Origin of the sequence: Actinomadura viridis, from assembly GCF_015751755.1 — a bacterium.
GTDB classification, from domain to species: domain Bacteria; phylum Actinomycetota; class Actinomycetes; order Streptosporangiales; family Streptosporangiaceae; genus Spirillospora; species Spirillospora viridis.
Window position 1 is genome coordinate 37,640 of the sequence record NZ_JADOUA010000001.1, and the last position, 17,206, is coordinate 54,845.

Genomic DNA, 17,206 nt, shown 5'->3' on the forward strand with positions numbered 1-17,206 from the left:
ATCGTGCGAACTTTGGGGGGAATGAGGCGACGGCTGCGGAGGAGTTGTGGTGGCGGGTATCTGGCAAGAGACGGACGAAGGGCTGGAGCCCTTGCAGGCCCAGCCCTTCGCGCGGGAGGAAGCGCTTCACGACAGCATCGAACGTGCGGCGGCGATGCTGCCCCTTCCGGGGCAGCCGAGGCTGGTCATGCTGGGACGCGAGGTGGCGCTCGGCAACGGCTACGCGGACCTGATCGCGGTGGACGTCGACACCGGAAGGCCCGTGGTGATCGAGGTGAAGCTCGCCGCCAACTCCGATCGCAGATCGGTGTTCACCCAGGTGCTCGGGTACGCCTCCCACCTGTTCCGACTCTCGGCCGAGGCGTTCGAGGAGCTGCTGAGGCCGCACCTCGACGACGAGCACGCCACGATCGCCGACGCGGTCGCTGCCGAGACCGGTGACGGCTCGGTGGACCTCGACGCGTTCCGCGAGGCCATGGCCGCCGCGCTGGAAGAGGGAAGGATCAGGTGCGTGGTGGTCTTGGACGCCGCCTCGTCCGATTTGGTGGAGCTTGCCGGATACCTGCAGGCGGTGACGAACGATCGCCTCGACATCGACCTGGTGACGGTGACGGCCTACCTCGTCGGCGGCAGCCGCGTGCTGGTGCCCCAGCTGGTCGAGCCCCAGCGGGTCTCTGCGGCGTCGGTCAGCCCGGCCGGGCGGGGCCGGGAGGCCAAGCCCACACGCGGATGGCAGCCGTTCGCCGACAGCGTTGAGAAGGCCGACCCGGCCCATCGGGAGCTGCTGCGCAGGCTTTGTGCGTGGGCCCAGCGGCTGGAGGCGGAGGGGCTGGCCACGCTCTTCACCACCGTGGGCAAAGGGCGGTGGGTGCTCAACCCGCGGTTGCCGGGCCAGAGCCGGGGGCTGGTGACCATCTGGAACGACGGGGGCGGGTACATCAGCCCGCAGCGTTCCGTCATCGCCGCGGAGGCACCGGAGACCCTGGCCCGTCTGGACGAGCGCCTGCCCGGCGAGATCCGGAACAACAACTACATCACCAGCGAGATCGATGAAGACGTGCTCGGGCTGCTCGCGGCCGCGTACGCGGAGGCCCGGTCAATGGGAGGAGCGCAGGGCCTTCCTTGAGCCAGGGGTGCTTCGGCCGTCCAACCGATCGCAGCCTTCTCCCAGTGGCGTTTCCATGAGGTGCCTGGCCGGTGGGGCAGGTAGATCTGGTCGGCCGGGGCGGCGGTCATTATGGGCACGTGGCATCGGTCCTGACCGAGGTTCTGGCGCTGAGGGTGGGGGCGCCGGGGGCCGGCGCCCAGAAGCACCGTGACCCACGGCTGCTTGGTGATACGCCGGACCACCACGGGGGTCAGTCCGTGCGGGAGAAGCGGCGGGTGGCCACGGCTAGCGCCAGCAGGGTGATTCCGGCGATGAGCGCCCATTCGAAGATCACCGGCGGGTGCCAGCCACCCCATTGCAACGGCTGGAACAGGCGGGCGGGGGGATCGGGCAGGTACGCGGCGATGGTGCGGCGCATGGCGTCCACCGCGTAGGTGAGCGGGTTGGCCAGGGCCAGCCCGGCCATCCAGGTGGGCATCGCGCTGAGCGGGAACATCGAGCCGGACAGGAACACCAGGGGGGCCATGAGGACGGTCAGTGCCGTGCCGAACGTCTGCGGGCGGCGGATGAAGGTGGCCAGCAGTACACCGAGGACGGTCATGGCCAGCGCGGTCAGGGCGAGCTCGGCGAGGAGCAGCGCCAGCAGGCCGGCGTCGTAGGGGAGACCGATCAGGCCGGCGACGGACAGGAGCAGGGCGGCCTGGCAGGTGGCGACGGTGGCCCCGCCCAGGCACTTGCCGATCAGCAGGGTGCTCCGGTTGACGGGGCCCGCGAGCATCTCGCGGAGGAAGCCGCCCTGGCGGTCCCACAGGATCGAGGCGCCGGCGGCGACGGCGGGGCCCTGCGCGGCCGTCACCAGGACGCCCGAGAACAGGAACAGCTGGTAGGCGGGGCCGCTGACGTCGGGCATGAGGCCGGCCAGGCCGACGCCGAGGATGAACAGGAACAGCAGCGGCTGCGACATCGAGATCGCGGCTCCGGTGCGGTCGCGGGCGAAGTGGAGCATCTCGCGCCGCCAGACCATCCGCATCGCGCGCAGTTCCGCGCGGAGGCCGCCGGTGCCGGTGTCCGGGCCCGCCGGCGCCGGTGACGGGGGCGGGGGAGCCTCGGGCGGGGCCGCGGGGCCGTCGTCGCGGATGCGATGTCCCGTGTGGTGGAGGAAGACGTCGTCGAGGGTGGGCTGGGTGACCTTCGCCTCGTACACGGGGACGTCGAGTTCGGCCAGCAGGCGCGGCAGGACGCGGGTGCCGTCGGGCGCCTGGAACGACAGCCCTCGGGGGCCCTCGGTCACCGCCAGGCCGAGACGTTCGCGGACGAGCCGCGCCGCCGCGGCGTCGTCACCGGTGCGCAGGTCCACCCGGTCGGCGCCGAGAACGGACTTCAGCTCGGCCGGGCTGCCCTGGGCGACGATCCGGCCCTCGTCGAGGATCGCGATGCGGTCGCACTGCTCGGCCTCTTCGAGGTAGTGGGTGGTCAGGAACAGCGTGACCGCCTCGTGCTCGCACACATGGCGCAGGTAGCGCCACACCTCGGCGCGGGTGTGCGGGTCCAGCCCGATCGTCGGCTCGTCGAGGAACAGGATCTGGGGACGGTGCAGCAGCGCCCGGGCGATCTCCAGGCGGCGGCGCATGCCGCCGGAGAACGTGCGGACCAGCCGGTCGCGGCTGCCGGTCAGCCCGACCAGGCGGAGGGTCTCCTCGATGCGCGCGGGGACCCGTGGCTGCGGGACGTCGTACAGGTCGGCGTGGAACCTCAGGTTCTCGGCGGCGGTCAGCTCGTTGTCCAGGGTGGTCTCCTGGAAGAGCAGGCCGATCCGGCGGCGGGCGGCGACGGGATCGGTACGGGTGTCGTGCCCGGCGATCTCGATCCGGCCGGCCGTGGGCACGGCCAGCGTGCAGAGCATGGCGATCGTGGTCGTCTTCCCGGCGCCGTTGGGGCCGAGGAAGCCGAAACTCTCGCCGGGCGCGATGGACAGGTCGATACCGTCGACCGCGTCGACACCGGGATAGCGCTTGCGCAGCCCGGTCGCCCTGATCGCGGGTGTCACCAGGCCGGGCCCGGCCGGTGCCGCGGACGGGCCGGGACGCAGGCTCACGACAGTCCCGCGAGGTCGTCGAGCCAGGTGCCGGGGACGTTGAAGCCGAAACTCCACCGGTGCCGCCGGGTCGGGTTGACGATGCAGTGCCAGAACAGCCGCTCGGGGTCCTGCTCGATCTTGAAGAACCGCACCAGCCTGGGCCGTTCCCGCAGGGTGACCAGCTCACCGGTGTCGGGGTGCAGGTAGCGGAAGAACGAGGTGTGCTGGGGGTCGTCGAAGTCCTCGTCGAAGTCGATCAGGTACATGCGCCAGCCCGGCTGCGTCTCGTTGGTGTGCCACAGCCGGTAGCCGGACGGCGGATACCACATGCTGCCCGAGAAGCGGACCTCGCCTCCGAAGACGTCCTCCAGCGCGTCGACCAGGCGGGTCTTGGCGGCGAAGTACTCCTCATAGGCCGCGTGCCCGACGTGGTCGTCCAGGTTGATCAGATGGAAGTCGCGCCTGGTCTCCCGGTCGACCTGGGCGTCCAGGCCGGCGCGCCAGCGCCGGTGGTCGGACCCGCCGGGGACCATCGAGGTGGAGCGCAGGTCCTCCAGGCGGAACCGCTCGTCGAAGCGGGCCAGGTCGACGGTGTCGGGTTTGATCTTCAGCTTCGGCAGTTCCTCGATGACGGCCGCGAAACCGGGGATCCGTTCCATGTCGTACTCGTAGTGGTAGAACGCGGTCGCCGCGTCCGCAGGCGGCGCAGGCTCGGGCTCGCGCTCGCCGCCGCCCTCGTCGTCGGCGGCGGCGGACGAGGACGCCATCATCAGGTCGCGGTCGTCGAACCGGTAGCCGTGGACGCGGCCGAGCCGGATCACCTCGGCGATCCCGGTCATCGCCTTCATCTGCTGCCGGACGCGGGCGTCCTGGCGGGCGACCCGCAGGAAGGCGGTGCAGGACTCGACGGACATCGTGTTCTCTCCTTAGGACGGGGTGGGCGCCGGCGGCGGGTCCAGCAGCAGGACCGAGGGGACCCGGTCGGGCCGGGCCAGCCGGAGGAAATGCATCCCGAAACCGGACATGCCGAGCATCAGGCCGGGGAAGAAGCCGGCCTCCGGCCCCGGCCGCGCGTCGTCGAGGTTGCGCCACTGGGTCTGCACCTGGACGTTGGCCTCCAGGCGGAACGCCGGCTCGTCCTTGAGGCTCGCGAAGCGCAGGAAGAGTTCGGCGTTGCCCGAACGGCCGTGGCAGAGCGTGTCGTTCATCAGGCGGGGGAAGTTGCGCATCGTCGCTGTGAGCGCCTGGGTCGCCTCCCGCAGGATCGTGTCGTCGTCCTTGCCGAGCAGCGCCCAGCTCTGGATGCGGCTCAGCCCGATCCCCGAGGCGCCGTTGCACCAGGCGTTGGCGTAGTGGCGTCCGCGCCAGACGGGGCCTCCCGCCACCTTGCGCAGGTCGTACCAGTCCTGCGCGCTCTCGTCGAAGTGGCGGGACTCGTAGACGAAGGCGCGGCGCCCGGCCGAGACGTACTCGGGACGGTCGGTGCGCCGGCCCAGCGTGATCAGCGCCCAGCCGATGCCGCCGGCCCCGTGCGAGAAACCGGTCAGGTCGGCCAGCACGGTGGCGGGATCGTGGCTGGGCCAGGAGAGGGCGTCGCCGTCGGCCCTGGCATGGCGCAGCACGTGCTCGGCGCAGCGGTGGGCCTGCTCCAGGCCGCGGCCGTCCGCCGCGTCGGCCAGGCCCAGCAGCACCGGGATGAGCCCGGCGACGCCGTGGAAGACGTCGAGGTAGCGGTCCTGCTCGATCTCTCCGGCCAGCTCGTCGCCCAGTTCGAGGGCGAGGTCGAGCAGGGGGCGCTCGCCCCACAGATGGTGCAGGTGGGTGAGCAGGTAGATCATCCCGCCGAGGCCCGCGAAGGCTCCGACGCGCCGCCGGTCGAACGTGGCGACGGCGTGGTCGAGCGCGCGCCGCGCGGCCCGCTCGAACTCCGGGCGCGGGTCGAGGTCGTTCAGGTAGGCGAGGAACAGGGCGATGCCGGCCGACCCGTTGTAGAGGTCGCCCTCGATGTCGACCTCGTCCTTCCCGGTCTCGGTGACCACGTAGGACGTCCACGGGGCGGGCGCGTCCGGCTCGCGGAGCATCCGGCAGAGGCGCAGCCCCAGCCCGGCGGCCTGCTCGACGCAGGTGGCGGCGAAGTCGGGGCTGGAGCCGTCGCCTCCCGCCAGCCCGGCGGAGATGTACTGGTTCTGCTGGGCGCGGTTCTGCGGGGACAGGCGCCTGATCCGGGAGGCGGCGTAGTCGAGGGGGCTCTCCTCCAGTTCCGCCGGGACGGCGGCGGCGTGGTCGTGGACGAGCCCGGCGCCGTCCGCGTCGACGGTGAACAGCGGGACGTCCTGCCGCCACATCGATCCCAGCTCCCAGGCGGGCAGGACGCCGTCGTGGTCCCAGTTGCGGGGGAACGTGCGCACGGTGTTGAAGAGGAGGTCGACCTCCAGCGGTTCCATCAGGCACTTGGGGTGCCGGGCCGCGAGCAGGAGCTGGGCGTAGACCTGCGTGCTCCAGTTGACGAACCGGACGCGGGTGCCGGTGAACAGCCCGGTGACGCACTCGATCGCCCGCTCGGGCCGCTCCCGGAACCACTCGTAGACCCGGTCGAAGCCGGACCTGATGTCGTCGATGAAGTCCTCGGCGTGGGTCAGCCGGTCCTCGACGAAGACGCGGTTGGCCGCGCCCGGCTCGACCTGGACCCGGCGGCGGTGCGTGACGGCGGCCTCGAAGGACAGGCGCCGGTCGTTGACCTGCGGCACGGGCACGGGCAGCTCGTACGAGCCGCCGCCGGAGTAGCCGCTGATCCTCATCTCGCCCTCGGCCGCCGCGGTCGTCCGGGGCCACTCGATCAGGCCGGTCTTGAAGACCGAGTCCATCAGGGTGCCCGGAGGGCGCGGCTGCCCCTTGGGCAGGGCGCCCAGCACCGTCTCGCAGTCGCAGATGAAGGCGTGGCCGTCGGCGATGAGGACGTTCTCGAAGTGCAGGTCGCCGCCGCCCAGCACGTAGAAGATCGCCAGGTGGCCGCCCAGCTCGGCGTAGACGTGCGCGGCCTGCGCCCGGGTGGCCACCCGGTTGAGCCCGGACGGGATCAGGGCCTCGTAGCCGTAGCCGTCCCTCGGGAGGACGGCGCGTCCGGCGAAGCCGAGGACGCCGTCGTCGCGCAGCCGTGCCAGCAGCCCTTGCAGGGCGGCCTCGCTCTTGACGCAGCGGGGTTTGTAGACGAGGGACCCGCGGGCGCCGTCCGCCAGCTCGACGTCGAGGATGCCGACGCTGCGGGCTCCGGCGTGCTGGTCGGAGCGGCCCAGCCGGATGCTGCGCACCGCCGTGACGGGCTGCCCGAAGAACGTCTCGGCCAGGTCGGCGGCGTCGTCGCGGATCCGCTGGATCAGCTCGCGGCCGTGTTCGGCGAGGAGCGCGGTGACCTGCGCGAGCCAGCGGCCCAGGACGGGGAACTCCAGGTAGAAGCGGTGGTAGGAGTCGGCGTCGGCGAAGGTCTTGTCGAGATAGGCGAGGTAGTCCTCGCGGGTCGCGCGGGACGGGTCGATGCCGTTCAGGCTGCAGTGGACCTTGGCGTCGGCCTCGACGGCCCAGGCCAGCGCGAGCGCGAAGCGGTCGAGCAGGTGGGTCTGGAAGTCGTCCACGACCTGGGGATCGATGCGGACGGCCGCGGTGTCGTCCCGGCCTGCCGCGTCGGTCAGGCGCCGGCCCAGCTCGACGAGGAACGGCTCGCACGCGGTGGCGAGCCGCCCGTGGTAGACGTCGGGGTCGCGCCAGCTCGCCTCCGCGGACCCGGCGGCGGCGGGATCGAACCCGTCCAGCGCGGCGCGGTACGCGGGCAGCCAGCCGTGGTGGACCTCCGCCAGGATCCGGCCGAACGGGTCGCCGGGGCCGGTGAGGGCCCTCTCATGGCGGCGGTAGGCGGTGAGGGTCTCGGCGAGGGACTCCTCGGTGTGCCTGGCCGGTTCGTCCCGCGGGCGGGTCTCCCGGCGGAACCTCCCGGCGAGCCTGGCCGCCAGCCGGTCGATCCGCCAGGTGTCGAACGCCTCGAGCGGCCGCGCGTCGGAGGGCGGGCCCAGGGCGGACACGATCTTGATGCGTTCGGCCAGGTTGGCGGCTCTGGCCGCGATGTCCACGGGGTAGGTCGGCTTCACTCGAGCGGGCTCCTCGGCTGCTTCGGATATGCGGGTCGGTGGGCCGATGGCTTCGGCCCACCTCTCTTTCCGCCGCCCCGGCGGAATCTCCGGGGCTCAGTCGTCGCTACGGGCCGTCACCGGCGGCGTGGGGTCGTCACGCCTTGGTGGTCCCGTCGCAGAGGATCGTGAGCGGACCCGAGCTGCAGGTCGACGCGCAGGCGTAGGCGTCGACGGCGGCGACGCCCTCGGTCCAGTAGCCGAGCGACTCGGCGTCCTGCTGCTCGACCGAGGCCGGCACGGTGCCCGCGGAGATCCCGAAGAACTCCGGCGAGGTGAGCAGTTCGTCGCGGAACTCGGCGTCCGCGGCGGCGTGCCGGAGAATCGTGGTCGGTGACATGAATTCCTCCTTGGATGGTGCTTTTATTTGACGATTTCCGTCGCCAGCCTGATGCCGAGGAGTCGTTCGATTCGCTGGAGTTCCTCGGCGGCGGCGTCCATGTTGGGTTTGTCGCTCTGCCAGACCACCAACTCTCTTTCCTCATCGGAGATGTCGGCCCGATCCCAGATGGATTCGAGCCAGTCCTTGGTCGCCTGCGGATGGAGGTCCCGGACCGGGCTGACGTGGGCCGGCAGGTTCTCGTCGTGGACCGACAGCGCGAGCCTGAGGATCTCGTGGAGTTTTCCGCCGGGAGGGAGCAGCGAGCACAGGAGCATGAGGTGCTGGATCTGGCGGATCGTCTCGATGCCCCGGTGTTTCGTCAGATCGCTGAGCGGTTTGGGCCCGGTCTTCATTGGACGTCCTCCCGAGATCGCCGTTCGTGCCTGAGATCCCCGTGCGTGACCGGCTCGTTCTTTCGGTGGAGAGAAGCGGCCGGATGCCCGCCCATATCCGGGGAGCGGACATTCTGGCCACGCTTGGTGTGCGGCTCATTACCTAAAGTGACGGTAGCAAGGGGGTCATGGACGGTCAATGGCCCGCGCTCGAAAGTGGCGGCCTCGCTGCCCGGGCATGGCGGTGAAATCGGGCATTTCAGCCAACGAGAAGACCCTTGTGATGTGCTTTGCCGGATTCTTTTGCAGCCTGCCTGTCAGGCTTTGATATCGGTGCGGCAAGCATTGCCAGGGCACTCCGGCATCGTGCGCGGGTATTCCGTTTCCGTAGATGTAGCGCATATGCAGAGGACGCAAATGCCCCGCCTATGGCTGGCGATCCGCCCTGTCGCCGGTAAATGGGAAGGACGCGCGGGGCCGTCCATGGATGTCGGTCGATGGTGGTCGGGGCGGGGGTCCGGACGGTGGTCGGGACGGGGGTCCGGATGGGGGTCGGGGCGGTGGTCTGGACGGGGGTCGGGAGGGTGGCCGGGAAGGTGGCGTGCGGGGCCGGGGCGGGACGGTGCGGGACGGTGCGTCCGGCGATGGCGGGAGAGAAGCCGGCGCGGGTGACCAAGGCCATACCGCGATGACTGTCCGATCGGTCAATCCTGACCGATCGGACAGTTAGCGTGGTGGCATGGCACGTCCCCCCACCCCCCTCCGAGCGCAGATCCTGGAATCGGCGCTCGGACTCTTCGCCGCGCGCGGCTTCCGAGGCACGTCCCTCCAGGACATCGCCTCGGAGGTCGGCTGCTCGAAGGCGTCGCTGCTGTACCACTTCACCAGCAAGGACGCGATCCTCTCCGAACTGCTGACCCCGGCCGGGCAGGCCCTGGCCGAGCTCGACGAGCGGCTGTCCACGCTGGACCCCGACGAGGCCGTCATGGCGGCCGTCACCGGATTCATCGACCTCTCGGTGCGTTTCAAGCGCGAGGTCAAGATCCTTTTCGGGGAGGTCCTCACCCTGACGGGCCATCTGGGCCTGCCCCTCCCCGAGGTGACGGAGCGGCTGCTGGACGCGCTGACCGGCAACGCGACGGCCCCGCGGGCCCGGGTCGCGGCCTGGATGGTCATCGGAGGGGTCTTCATGACCAGTGCCACCGCCGTATCCGTGACCGACGACGTCCTGCGCGCCGAGATGGTCCGCGGCGCGTTGCGGACGCTGGACCACCGCACCGACTGAACCACGAGGAAGACGATCTTCTCTATGGCGACCCTGCTGTACCGGCTCGGCCGGTTCTCCTTCCGTCGACGGGGGCGAATCGTCGCCCTCTGGCTCCTGGTGCTCGCCCTGCTCGGTGGAGCGGCCGCGGCCTTCAGCGGCCCCAGCACCGACAAGTTCACGATGCCGGGCACCGAGTCCCAGCGGGCCCTGGACTCCCTGGCCAAGGAGTTCCCCCAGGCTTCGGGCGCCACGGGCACGATCGTCATCGCCGCACCCCAGGGGCAGAGGCTGACCCCGGCCGCCGTCGCGCCCGTGGTGCAGGAGGCCGGCCGCGTTCCCGGCGTCCTCGCCGCCATGGACCCGTTCCGCACCGGCTCGGTCTCCCAGGACGGGCGCCACGCCCTCGTCCAGGTCCAGTTCGACCGGGCCGCCCAGGAGATCACCGACGCCCAGCGCACGGCGTACGAACGGGTCGGGTCCTCCGCCCAGGGGCTCCGGGTCGAGCACGGTGGCGAGATCATGGGCGGCCAGGTGGAGATGGGCTCCAGCGAGGTGATCGGGGTCGCGGTCGCCGCGGTCGTCCTGGTCATCACGTTCGGCTCGCTGGTGGCCGCCGGGATGACCCTGCTGAACGCGCTGATCGGCGTCGCCGTGGGCATGGCCGGGCTGTTCGCGCTCAGCGGGGTCGTGGAGCTGACCTCCACCGCCCCCATCCTCGCGCTGATGCTCGGGCTGGCCGTCGGCATCGACTACTCGCTGTTCATCACCTCCCGCTACCGCCAGTTCCTCGCCGAGGGTCTGGACGCCCCGGAGGCGGCCGGCCGCGCCACCGGCACCGCCGGGTCGGCCGTGGTGTTCGCCGGCGCGACCGTGGTCATCGCCCTGGCGGGGCTGTCGGTGGTCGGCATCCCCTTCCTGACCGTCATGGGGCTGGCCGCGGCGGGCACGGTCGCCGTCGCCGTCCTGGTCGCCCTCACCCTGCTGCCGGCCGTCCTGTCCTTCTGCGGCCGCCGGATCCTGCCCCGCAAGCAGCGTGACGGCGCCGCCGCCGGTCCCGCGCCCGAGGGGTTCGGCTTCCGCTGGGGCCGGATCGTCACGCGGCTGCGCGTCCCGATCCTGCTCGCCGGGATCCTGGCGCTGGGCGCGATCGCGCTGCCCGTCACCGACATGCGGCTGGCCCTGCCCGACGCCGGCACCGCCGCCGAGGGCTCCCCGGCCCGCGAGGCGTACGACCTGACCAGCGAGGGCTTCGGCGAGGGCTTCAACGGACGCCTGATCGCCGTCGTCTCCGGCCAGGACGCCCAGGCCACCGGCGCCGCCGCCCAGCAGGCCGCCGCGCTGATCCAGGGCACCGAAGGGGTGCTGGCCGTCGCGCCGCCGCAGCTGAACCAGCAGGGCACCACCGCGCTGCTGACCGTCATCCCCAAGGCCGGCCCGACCGACGCCGCCACCGAGGACGCCGTCCACGCCATCCGCGCGAAGGCCGAGGGCGTGCAGGGCGCCGACGTCGCGCTGACCGGGGCCACCGCGCTCGGCATCGACGTCTCCCAGAAGCTGGCCGACGCGCTGCCGGTCTACCTGCTGCTCGTGGTCGGGCTGTCGATCCTGCTGCTCATGCTGGTGTTCCGGTCCCTGCTCGTCCCGATCAAGGCGGCGCTGGGCTTCCTGCTCACCATCGGCGCGACGTTCGGCATCACCGTGGCGATCTTCCAGCAGGGCCATCTCGCCGGGCTGGTCGGGCTGGACTCACCGGGCCCGCTGGTCAGCTTCCTGCCGATCCTGCTGATCGGCATCCTGTTCGGCCTCGCCATGGACTACGAGGTCTTCCTCGTCTCCCGGATGCGGGAGGACTTCGTCCACGGCGACCCGCCCCGGCAGGCCACGATCAACGGCATGGGGCACAACGCCCGGGTCGTCACCGCCGCCGCGCTGATCATGACGGCGGTGTTCGGCGGGTTCGTGTTCATGCACGACCCGATCATCAAGTCGATCGGGTTCGCCCTGGCCATCGGTGTCGTCATCGACGCGTTCGTCGTCCGCATGGCGCTGGTGCCGGCCGTGATGTCGCTGCTCGGCCGCGCCGCCTGGTGGCTGCCCCGGCCTCTCGACCGGGCCCTGCCCGACCTCGACATCGAGGGCGAGAAGCTCCAGCGGCGGCTCACCCGCCAGGAGCGCGAGCGGGAGACCGTCCGCGTCTGACGCCCGTTCCGCCACGGGCGGCCCTCCCGGCCGGACGCGCGGCCCCGCCGCGCGTCCGGCCGGGAACCGGGGCGGGCGCGAGCGCGTCGTACACGGCGGCTCCCATCGACTCGAAGGGGGCCGCATGCCGCGTTCAGGTGCTCGAACGTCACGTAGGCCGGGTAAGCCGGGAAGGCCGAGTGCGGTCGGGGCGCTCGTGATGCTGGGGCTGTGGCTGGCCGTCGGGCTGGCGCCCCTCCTGTTCTCGGTGCAGAACGTGCGGCTGGCGTTCGGCCTGACCGGGGAACCGGGCAAGGCCACGGTAGAGCGGTGCGTCGACTACGGCGCGGGGAAGAACTCCCGGACCGAGTGCCGTGGACGCTTCCGGCCCGACGATTCGCAGGCCGCTCCAAGGACGCACGTGCTGCTCCCCCCGGAATCCGACGAGGGCGAGACCTTCACCGCGCGGCTCAGGCCCGATGGCGTGCGCGCGCACCCGGCCGACATCAAGGGCCGCCTGGGCGCTCTCAGCCTGCCCGCACTGGGAGTGCTCTTCCTCCTGCCGTTTCCCTGGGCACTGGTCTTCCTGTATTCGGATCGGCGCCTGGCCCGTGCCTCGCTGTACGTCCTGGCGGTCCTCGCGGCGACCGCGGGCGGGCTCTGCCTCGCGGGCCTGATCGCGGGCCTTCTCTGAACCGCGGATCGCCGCGGCGGCCCGCAACGCCTCCGGCCAGGGCAAAAGGGCGTGGTCCGGGTCACGGCCCGGGAGTAATGTCGGCGATCATGCGACGGTTGCTCCGGGTTTGTGCGCTGTGCACGGTCTTCGTGATCTGGGTGCTCGGGACGACCCCGGTCCGGGCGGAGGCGGCGGAGAGGGTCACCCGGTTCGAGAGCACGGTGCGGGTGGGCGCCGACGGCGTCGTCCGCGTCCGCGAGGCGATCACCTACGACTTCGATGACGGTGGCGGGCACGGGCTGCGCCGGGACGTTCCCTGGACGCGCACCGGCCTGGTCCGCAACCGGGAGTACGCGATCGAGAACGTCCGGGCCTCCACGCCCGAGCGGACGCCGCTGCCGGTCCGGACGGACCGTGGTGCCAAGAACGTCGAGATCCGCGTCGGTGATCCGGCGCGGACCGTCACCGGCGCGCGGACCTACGTCCTGGAATACGACCTGCGCGCGGCGCTCACCCGCGCGGCCCGTCACGACGAGCTGCGCTGGGACTTCGTCGGGAACGCCTGGGACGTTCCGGTAGGCGCCATCACGGTCCGTGTCACTGCCCCCGGCATCGGCGGTGCGACGTGCGAGGGCGGGAAGGCCCGATGCATCCGGTCCGGGGACACGGTGACCGTACGGCAGGGGCGGGTCGGCGAGGGGACGGAGAGTCCTGAGCTGAAGCTGCGGCTGAGCAAGGGCGCGGTCGCCGTGCCGCCTCCCCGCTACGGCCCGTACCCCTGGGAGGCGGCCCCTTATGTGACGGCCGTGGCCGTCGTGGCGGCGGTGCTGGCGGCGGGGGGTGTTCATCCTCGCCCTCGCCCGCACCGTCGCCGACCGCAGCAGGCTGGTACGGCTCCGGAACACCCCTCCCGCGCGGACCCCTCCGGGACTGGCTGGGCTGCTCTGGAAGGGCAGCGCGGACTATCGGCACATCGCGGCCACCCTGCTCGACCTGGCCGATCGTGGTCTGCTGCGCATCGAGCAGGGGGAGGACGGCACGGCGAAGCGCCCGGGACGCCGCACGTGGACGCTCACCACCACGGGCGAGTCCGGCGACGAGCTGCTCCCGTACGAGAGAGCCCTGCTCGACGACCTGACCCGGAGGCACGGCGGCGGGCCGGTCACCGTGGACGCGCTGCGCCAGGACTTCACGCTCGCCGCACTCGGGGACATGATCGACGAGGAGGCGTTCACCCTCGGCCTGGTGCGGCGGCGGGGGCGCCGGGGCGAACGGGCCTTGCGGGCCCTGGTGGTCACCGCGACGGTGGGCTGCTTCGGCGCCGGCATCGTCGCCGGGCTCCGGTCGCAGCTCACCGCCGCGCACATGGTCGGGCTGATGGCCTACGGCGCCGGCGCGCTCTGCGGGCTCGCCCTCCTGCCGGACAAGGTGTACCGCCCGCGCCGGACGTGGGCGGGGCAGCGGCGGCGGCGCCGGCTGGCCGGGTACCGGCGCCGCCTGAGGAGGGACGAGCGCGCGGGCCGCGGTCCCACGGACGTGCCCCTGCCGTACCGGCTCGTGCTGGTCAGGCGGCGGGACGAGCCGGTGTCGGGCCGGCCGGTCGGGGGACTCACCGGAACGGCGGGGGCCATGGCCTTCGTCCGGGACCTGATCGAGGGGCGGAGGACGGGGCCCCGTTACGTCCCCCGTCCCGGTGGGGGCGGCGGGTCGTCGTCGCCGGCCTCGGACGGTCACCACGGCTACGGGACGTCATCCTCGACCGACCATTCGAGCGGTTATTCGAGCGGTTATTCGGGTGGGTCGGGTGGCTCTTCGGGCGGTGGCGGAGACTCCGGCGGCGGTGGCGGCGGAAGCTGGTGAGCCCCCGGGCCGCGCCTCGGCCGCCCCCGGGAAGGCGGGTCCGGGGGAGGCGGGTCCGGGGGAGGCGGGTCCGGGGGAGGCGGTCGTCAGCCGGCCTTCTCCGCGGCCCACCCGGCCAGCCATGCCAGGGCGGAGTTCCAGTTGATGGCGACCTCGTTCACCGAGTACGCCTCGATGTCGTCGAGGTAGCACCTCTGCGGCGCGCAGCCCTGCAGCCGGGCCTGCGCGACGGGGTCCTGGAGCTGGGCGTTGGGGCCGCCCGCCAGGGACCCGGGAGGCGCGGACGGCAGGGAGGCGTCGAGCGGACGGGCCCAGAAACGGTGGTGCACGTTGCGTGACGCCTGCTCGCCGTAGCCGGCGATGTAGGACTGGTTGAGCGGGTTGCGGCCCATCAGGTAGCTCAGCGCGCTGTAGACGCCGTCCCGGTACTTGCCGTCCTGCGTGAAGTCGTGGGCCAGCGCCAGGACCATCGCGTTGTTGGCGACCTGGCCGTTGGAGCCCCAGTAATAGGTGCTGTTGCCGTACGGGGCGGGGTAGCCCTGGCTCGCCGTCTGCCCGAGCAGCCTGTCGGCGAAGGCCGCCATCGCCTGGCGCGTCGCGGTGACGTCAGCGGAGGGCAGGCCGTTGGGGACGACGGCGAGGGTGGTGTCGCCCAGGCCGCCGACCCAGCCCCAGTCGAACCCGCGCTGTCCGAAGCTCGCGCCCCGGTAGAGCGGCGAACCGGTGACGTCGGACCGGTAGGAGGACGCGGACGTGGTCGTGTACAGCTCGGCCGCGGCCCAGTAGAACTCGTCGGTGACGGAGGGGTCGTCGTAGGTCCCGCCGCCCATGTTGTCGTTCGGGCTCGCGATGGCTCCGGGGTTCGCCTTCGCGGCCGTGTACGCCCTCTGCGCGGCGGCCAGGCAGCGTTCCGCGAACGCCGGGTCGATGTCCTGCCAGATCCGGGCCGCCTGCGCGGCGACGGCCGCGAGGTTCAGCGTGGCCGCCGTGCTGACCGGTGAGAGGAGGCGGGGCTGGGGATCGTCGTGCGGCCGCAGGGGGAGGCCGGTCCAGTTCTGGTCGTGGATCTTGTGGTGCGCCATGCCCGCGTTCGGACGCCCGGCCGGCACCTGCATCTTCAGGAGGAACTCGACCTCCCAGCGGGCCTCGTCCAGGATGTCCGGCACGCCGTTGCCCCGTTCGGGAATGGCCAGCCTGCCGTCGCCCAGCGCGTCGGCGGCGCCCGGCCCTCCGAGGTGCACGGCCCGTTCGTACTCGTCGAGCAGCTGCCACGCGGAGATACCGCCGTTGACGACGTACTTTCCGTGGTCGCCTGCGTCGTACCAGCCGCCGCGGACGTCCAGGGTGTAGCCGCACGAGGTCCGGCAGGGCACGTTCCCGTCCCCCTGGTTGGGGGCGACGTCGACGTGCCCGGCGGGACGGGCGTGGGCGGCGCCGGCGTACTGCGCCTCGATCGGGGTCCCGCTGCGCTGGTGGTAGAAGAACTCCAGCGCGTCGTACCGCAGTTCCCGCAGCGCGCCGGCGGAGATGTCGAACGGATGGCTCGTGGCCCCCTCCGCGGTGAGCGTGTAACCCGTGCCCGCCGTGTCGAACGACGAGAAGTCGATGAGGTGGACGTGGTCGCCTGACAAGGCGTCGGTGCCCTTCACCGTCGTCCGCCCTGACGCGACGGCCTGCCCGGAGGAGTTCCGCAGCGTCCAATCGGCCGGTGCGGTGGCGGACGAGACGAGGGTGGCCTGCTTGACCTGTCCGGGCACGTACGCGACCTGGTTCACCTTGACCGCGGGGCCGGGATCGGCGGCGGCGTGCGGGACGAAGGACGGCCCCGTGAGGGCGAGGACCACGGCGGCTGCGATGGAGATCCGGCGCGAGGAACGGCGCGGGGAACGGCGGGAGGAACGGTGGGAGGGGTGGGGGCGGCGGCGGGGGCGGCGCGGCATGGGAGGAGGCTCCTTCGTTCTCACCGGGCCGCGCGTGGACGGGGTCGGCCACGCGCGGCGGCCGGTGGCTCGGCGCGTCGCCAGCATCATCGGCGGCGGGGCGGGCGGTCGCATCCGCTCGCGCGAGGGCGCCCGCGCTCGTTCCGCCCGCACGCCGTTCACCAGGCGATACGTGGGGACGCCGGCCTCGTCCGTGTGAAAGCCCCTGAAATCCGCAGCCGTCCCCGGGCGGCTGCGCGGTTCCACCCGGCGCGGGTGTCGCGGCGCGGGTCCCGCGGGTCAGAGGGCGGACGGCGGGACGTAGGCCGCCCCCACCCGGGCATGGGCCTGTTCGATGTTGCGCCAGCGGACGCCGTAGCGGAGCGTGCGGGTGAGCAGGGTCCCGGTGGCGCGGGCGACGACGGGGGTGAGAGGAGTGCGGGGCTTGAGGCCCAGCAGGTTCTTGGCGAAGTCGGGGAGCAGGTCGGTGGCCACGCGGCTGAGGGCCATGCTGCTCCACTGCGTGGCCTTGTCGCTGCCGTAGGCGCCGCGCAGGAAGCGCACGGCCTGCAGGGTCTCCTCGCTGACGGTCAGGCGGGGCCGCATCATCGCGAAGTAGTCCGCGATGTCGGCGCGGGACTTGGGGACATCGGTCGCGCCGAGCTTCTCGGAGATGACGGCGTAGTCGGCGAAGTACCGGTCCAGGTCGCGGCCGCCCAGCGGGTTCGGGTGGTAGCGGACGTGGGCGCGGGCGGCGGAGTACGCCTGGGTCACGCCGGTCCAGATGATGTCGGCCGAGTCGGTGGCCGAGTACGGGCGGCCGTCGGGCATGGTGCCGTGGACGCGCTGGTGCATCGCCCGGATCGTCCCGGTGAGCTTGTCGGCGACCGGGGTGGACCCGTAGGTCACGCCCATCACGAAGCTGGAGGTGAATCCCAGCCGCCTGATGGGGTCCTGCAGGTAGTCGGAGTGCTGGTTGGTGCCGTGCGTGACGGGCTCGTTGAGGGTGCCCAGGAGCAGGCCCGACACGCCGCCCAGCACGCCCGACACGTCGCCGTGGACGTACCAGATGGCCGAGCCGGGCCCGAAGTGACCCGGATCGCCGATGGGCTCGGTGTACTGCTCCCCAGGGAGGTGGGCGGCGGCCAGCATGGCCCAGTAGGCGTCGTCGATCGCGCGGCGCAGGCTCATAAGCACATGCTTACAGGATCTGAGACAGAGTTCAATAC

At 72.1% G+C, this 17,206-nt stretch carries 12 protein-coding genes and 1 pseudogene; 6 read left to right on the top strand and 7 right to left on the bottom strand.

Annotation, left to right across the window (positions count from 1 at the left end; translation table 11 throughout):
* Positions 1 to 49 precede the first annotated feature (49 nt).
* Positions 50 to 1,126, top strand: a complete 1,077-nt coding sequence (locus IW256_RS00090) for a PDDEXK family nuclease (protein WP_197008974.1) — start codon at positions 50 to 52, stop codon at positions 1,124 to 1,126.
* Positions 1,127 to 1,358: 232 nt separating this feature from the next.
* Here the strand turns inward: IW256_RS00090 and IW256_RS42585 are convergent, their stop codons facing one another.
* The 5 genes from IW256_RS42585 to IW256_RS00120 all read right to left on the bottom strand — a co-directional run bounded on the left by IW256_RS42585 (position 1,359) and on the right by IW256_RS00120 (position 8,098).
* Positions 1,359 to 3,203 carry an ATP-binding cassette domain-containing protein gene (locus IW256_RS42585; protein ID WP_307828680.1) on the bottom strand — a complete coding sequence of 615 codons (1,845 nt, stop codon included), beginning with the start codon at positions 3,201 to 3,203 and terminating at the stop codon, positions 1,359 to 1,361.
* Positions 3,200 to 4,099, bottom strand: coding sequence for a Nif11-like leader peptide family natural product precursor (locus tag IW256_RS00105; protein ID WP_197008975.1), 900 nt, complete (start codon positions 4,097 to 4,099; stop codon positions 3,200 to 3,202). Before IW256_RS00105 ends, IW256_RS42585 begins: the two co-directional genes overlap by 4 nt.
* Before the next feature lie 12 nt (positions 4,100 to 4,111).
* Positions 4,112 to 7,324 carry a type 2 lanthipeptide synthetase LanM family protein gene (locus IW256_RS00110; protein ID WP_197008976.1) on the bottom strand — a complete coding sequence of 1,071 codons (3,213 nt, stop codon included), beginning with the start codon at positions 7,322 to 7,324 and terminating at the stop codon, positions 4,112 to 4,114.
* A gap of 136 nt (positions 7,325 to 7,460) precedes the next feature.
* On the bottom strand, positions 7,461 to 7,703 hold the full coding sequence (locus IW256_RS00115) for a cinnamycin family lantibiotic (protein ID WP_197008977.1): 243 nt from the start codon (positions 7,701 to 7,703) through the stop codon (positions 7,461 to 7,463).
* 23 nt (positions 7,704 to 7,726) lie between these two features.
* A complete protein-coding gene (locus tag IW256_RS00120; protein ID WP_197008978.1) occupies positions 7,727 to 8,098 on the bottom strand; it encodes a DurN family substrate-assisted peptide maturase in 372 nt (123 codons plus the stop codon).
* 718 nt (positions 8,099 to 8,816) lie between these two features.
* On the opposite strand from IW256_RS00120, the gene IW256_RS00125 reads away from it, so the two are divergent.
* From IW256_RS00125 to IW256_RS00145, 5 genes and pseudogenes are all read left to right on the top strand, one after another.
* A complete protein-coding gene (locus IW256_RS00125; protein ID WP_197008979.1) occupies positions 8,817 to 9,362 on the top strand; it encodes a TetR/AcrR family transcriptional regulator in 546 nt (181 codons plus the stop codon).
* 24 nt (positions 9,363 to 9,386) lie between these two features.
* Entirely contained in the window at positions 9,387 to 11,543 is a 2,157-nt protein-coding gene (locus tag IW256_RS00130; RefSeq protein ID WP_197008980.1) for an MMPL family transporter, read from the top strand.
* A gap of 199 nt (positions 11,544 to 11,742) precedes the next feature.
* Positions 11,743 to 12,216 carry a hypothetical protein gene (locus tag IW256_RS00135; protein WP_197008981.1) on the top strand — a complete coding sequence of 158 codons (474 nt, stop codon included), beginning with the start codon at positions 11,743 to 11,745 and terminating at the stop codon, positions 12,214 to 12,216.
* Between the two features lie 89 nt (positions 12,217 to 12,305).
* A pseudogene (locus tag IW256_RS43050) lies at positions 12,306 to 12,818 on the top strand (DUF2207 domain-containing protein); the annotation flags it as partial.
* Positions 12,819 to 13,038: 220 nt separating this feature from the next.
* Positions 13,039 to 14,058 carry a DUF2207 family protein gene (locus IW256_RS00145; protein WP_197008982.1) on the top strand — a complete coding sequence of 340 codons (1,020 nt, stop codon included), beginning with the start codon at positions 13,039 to 13,041 and terminating at the stop codon, positions 14,056 to 14,058.
* Positions 14,059 to 14,144: 86 nt separating this feature from the next.
* Here the strand turns inward: IW256_RS00145 and IW256_RS00150 are convergent, their stop codons facing one another.
* Positions 14,145 to 15,998: a glycoside hydrolase family 9 protein gene (locus tag IW256_RS00150; protein ID WP_197008983.1), complete on the bottom strand. Its 1,854-nt coding sequence runs from the start codon at positions 15,996 to 15,998 to the stop codon at positions 14,145 to 14,147.
* A gap of 279 nt (positions 15,999 to 16,277) precedes the next feature.
* Entirely contained in the window at positions 16,278 to 17,168 is an 891-nt protein-coding gene (locus IW256_RS00155) for an oxygenase MpaB family protein (protein ID WP_197008984.1), read from the bottom strand.
* Positions 17,169 to 17,206: the final 38 nt, after the last annotated feature.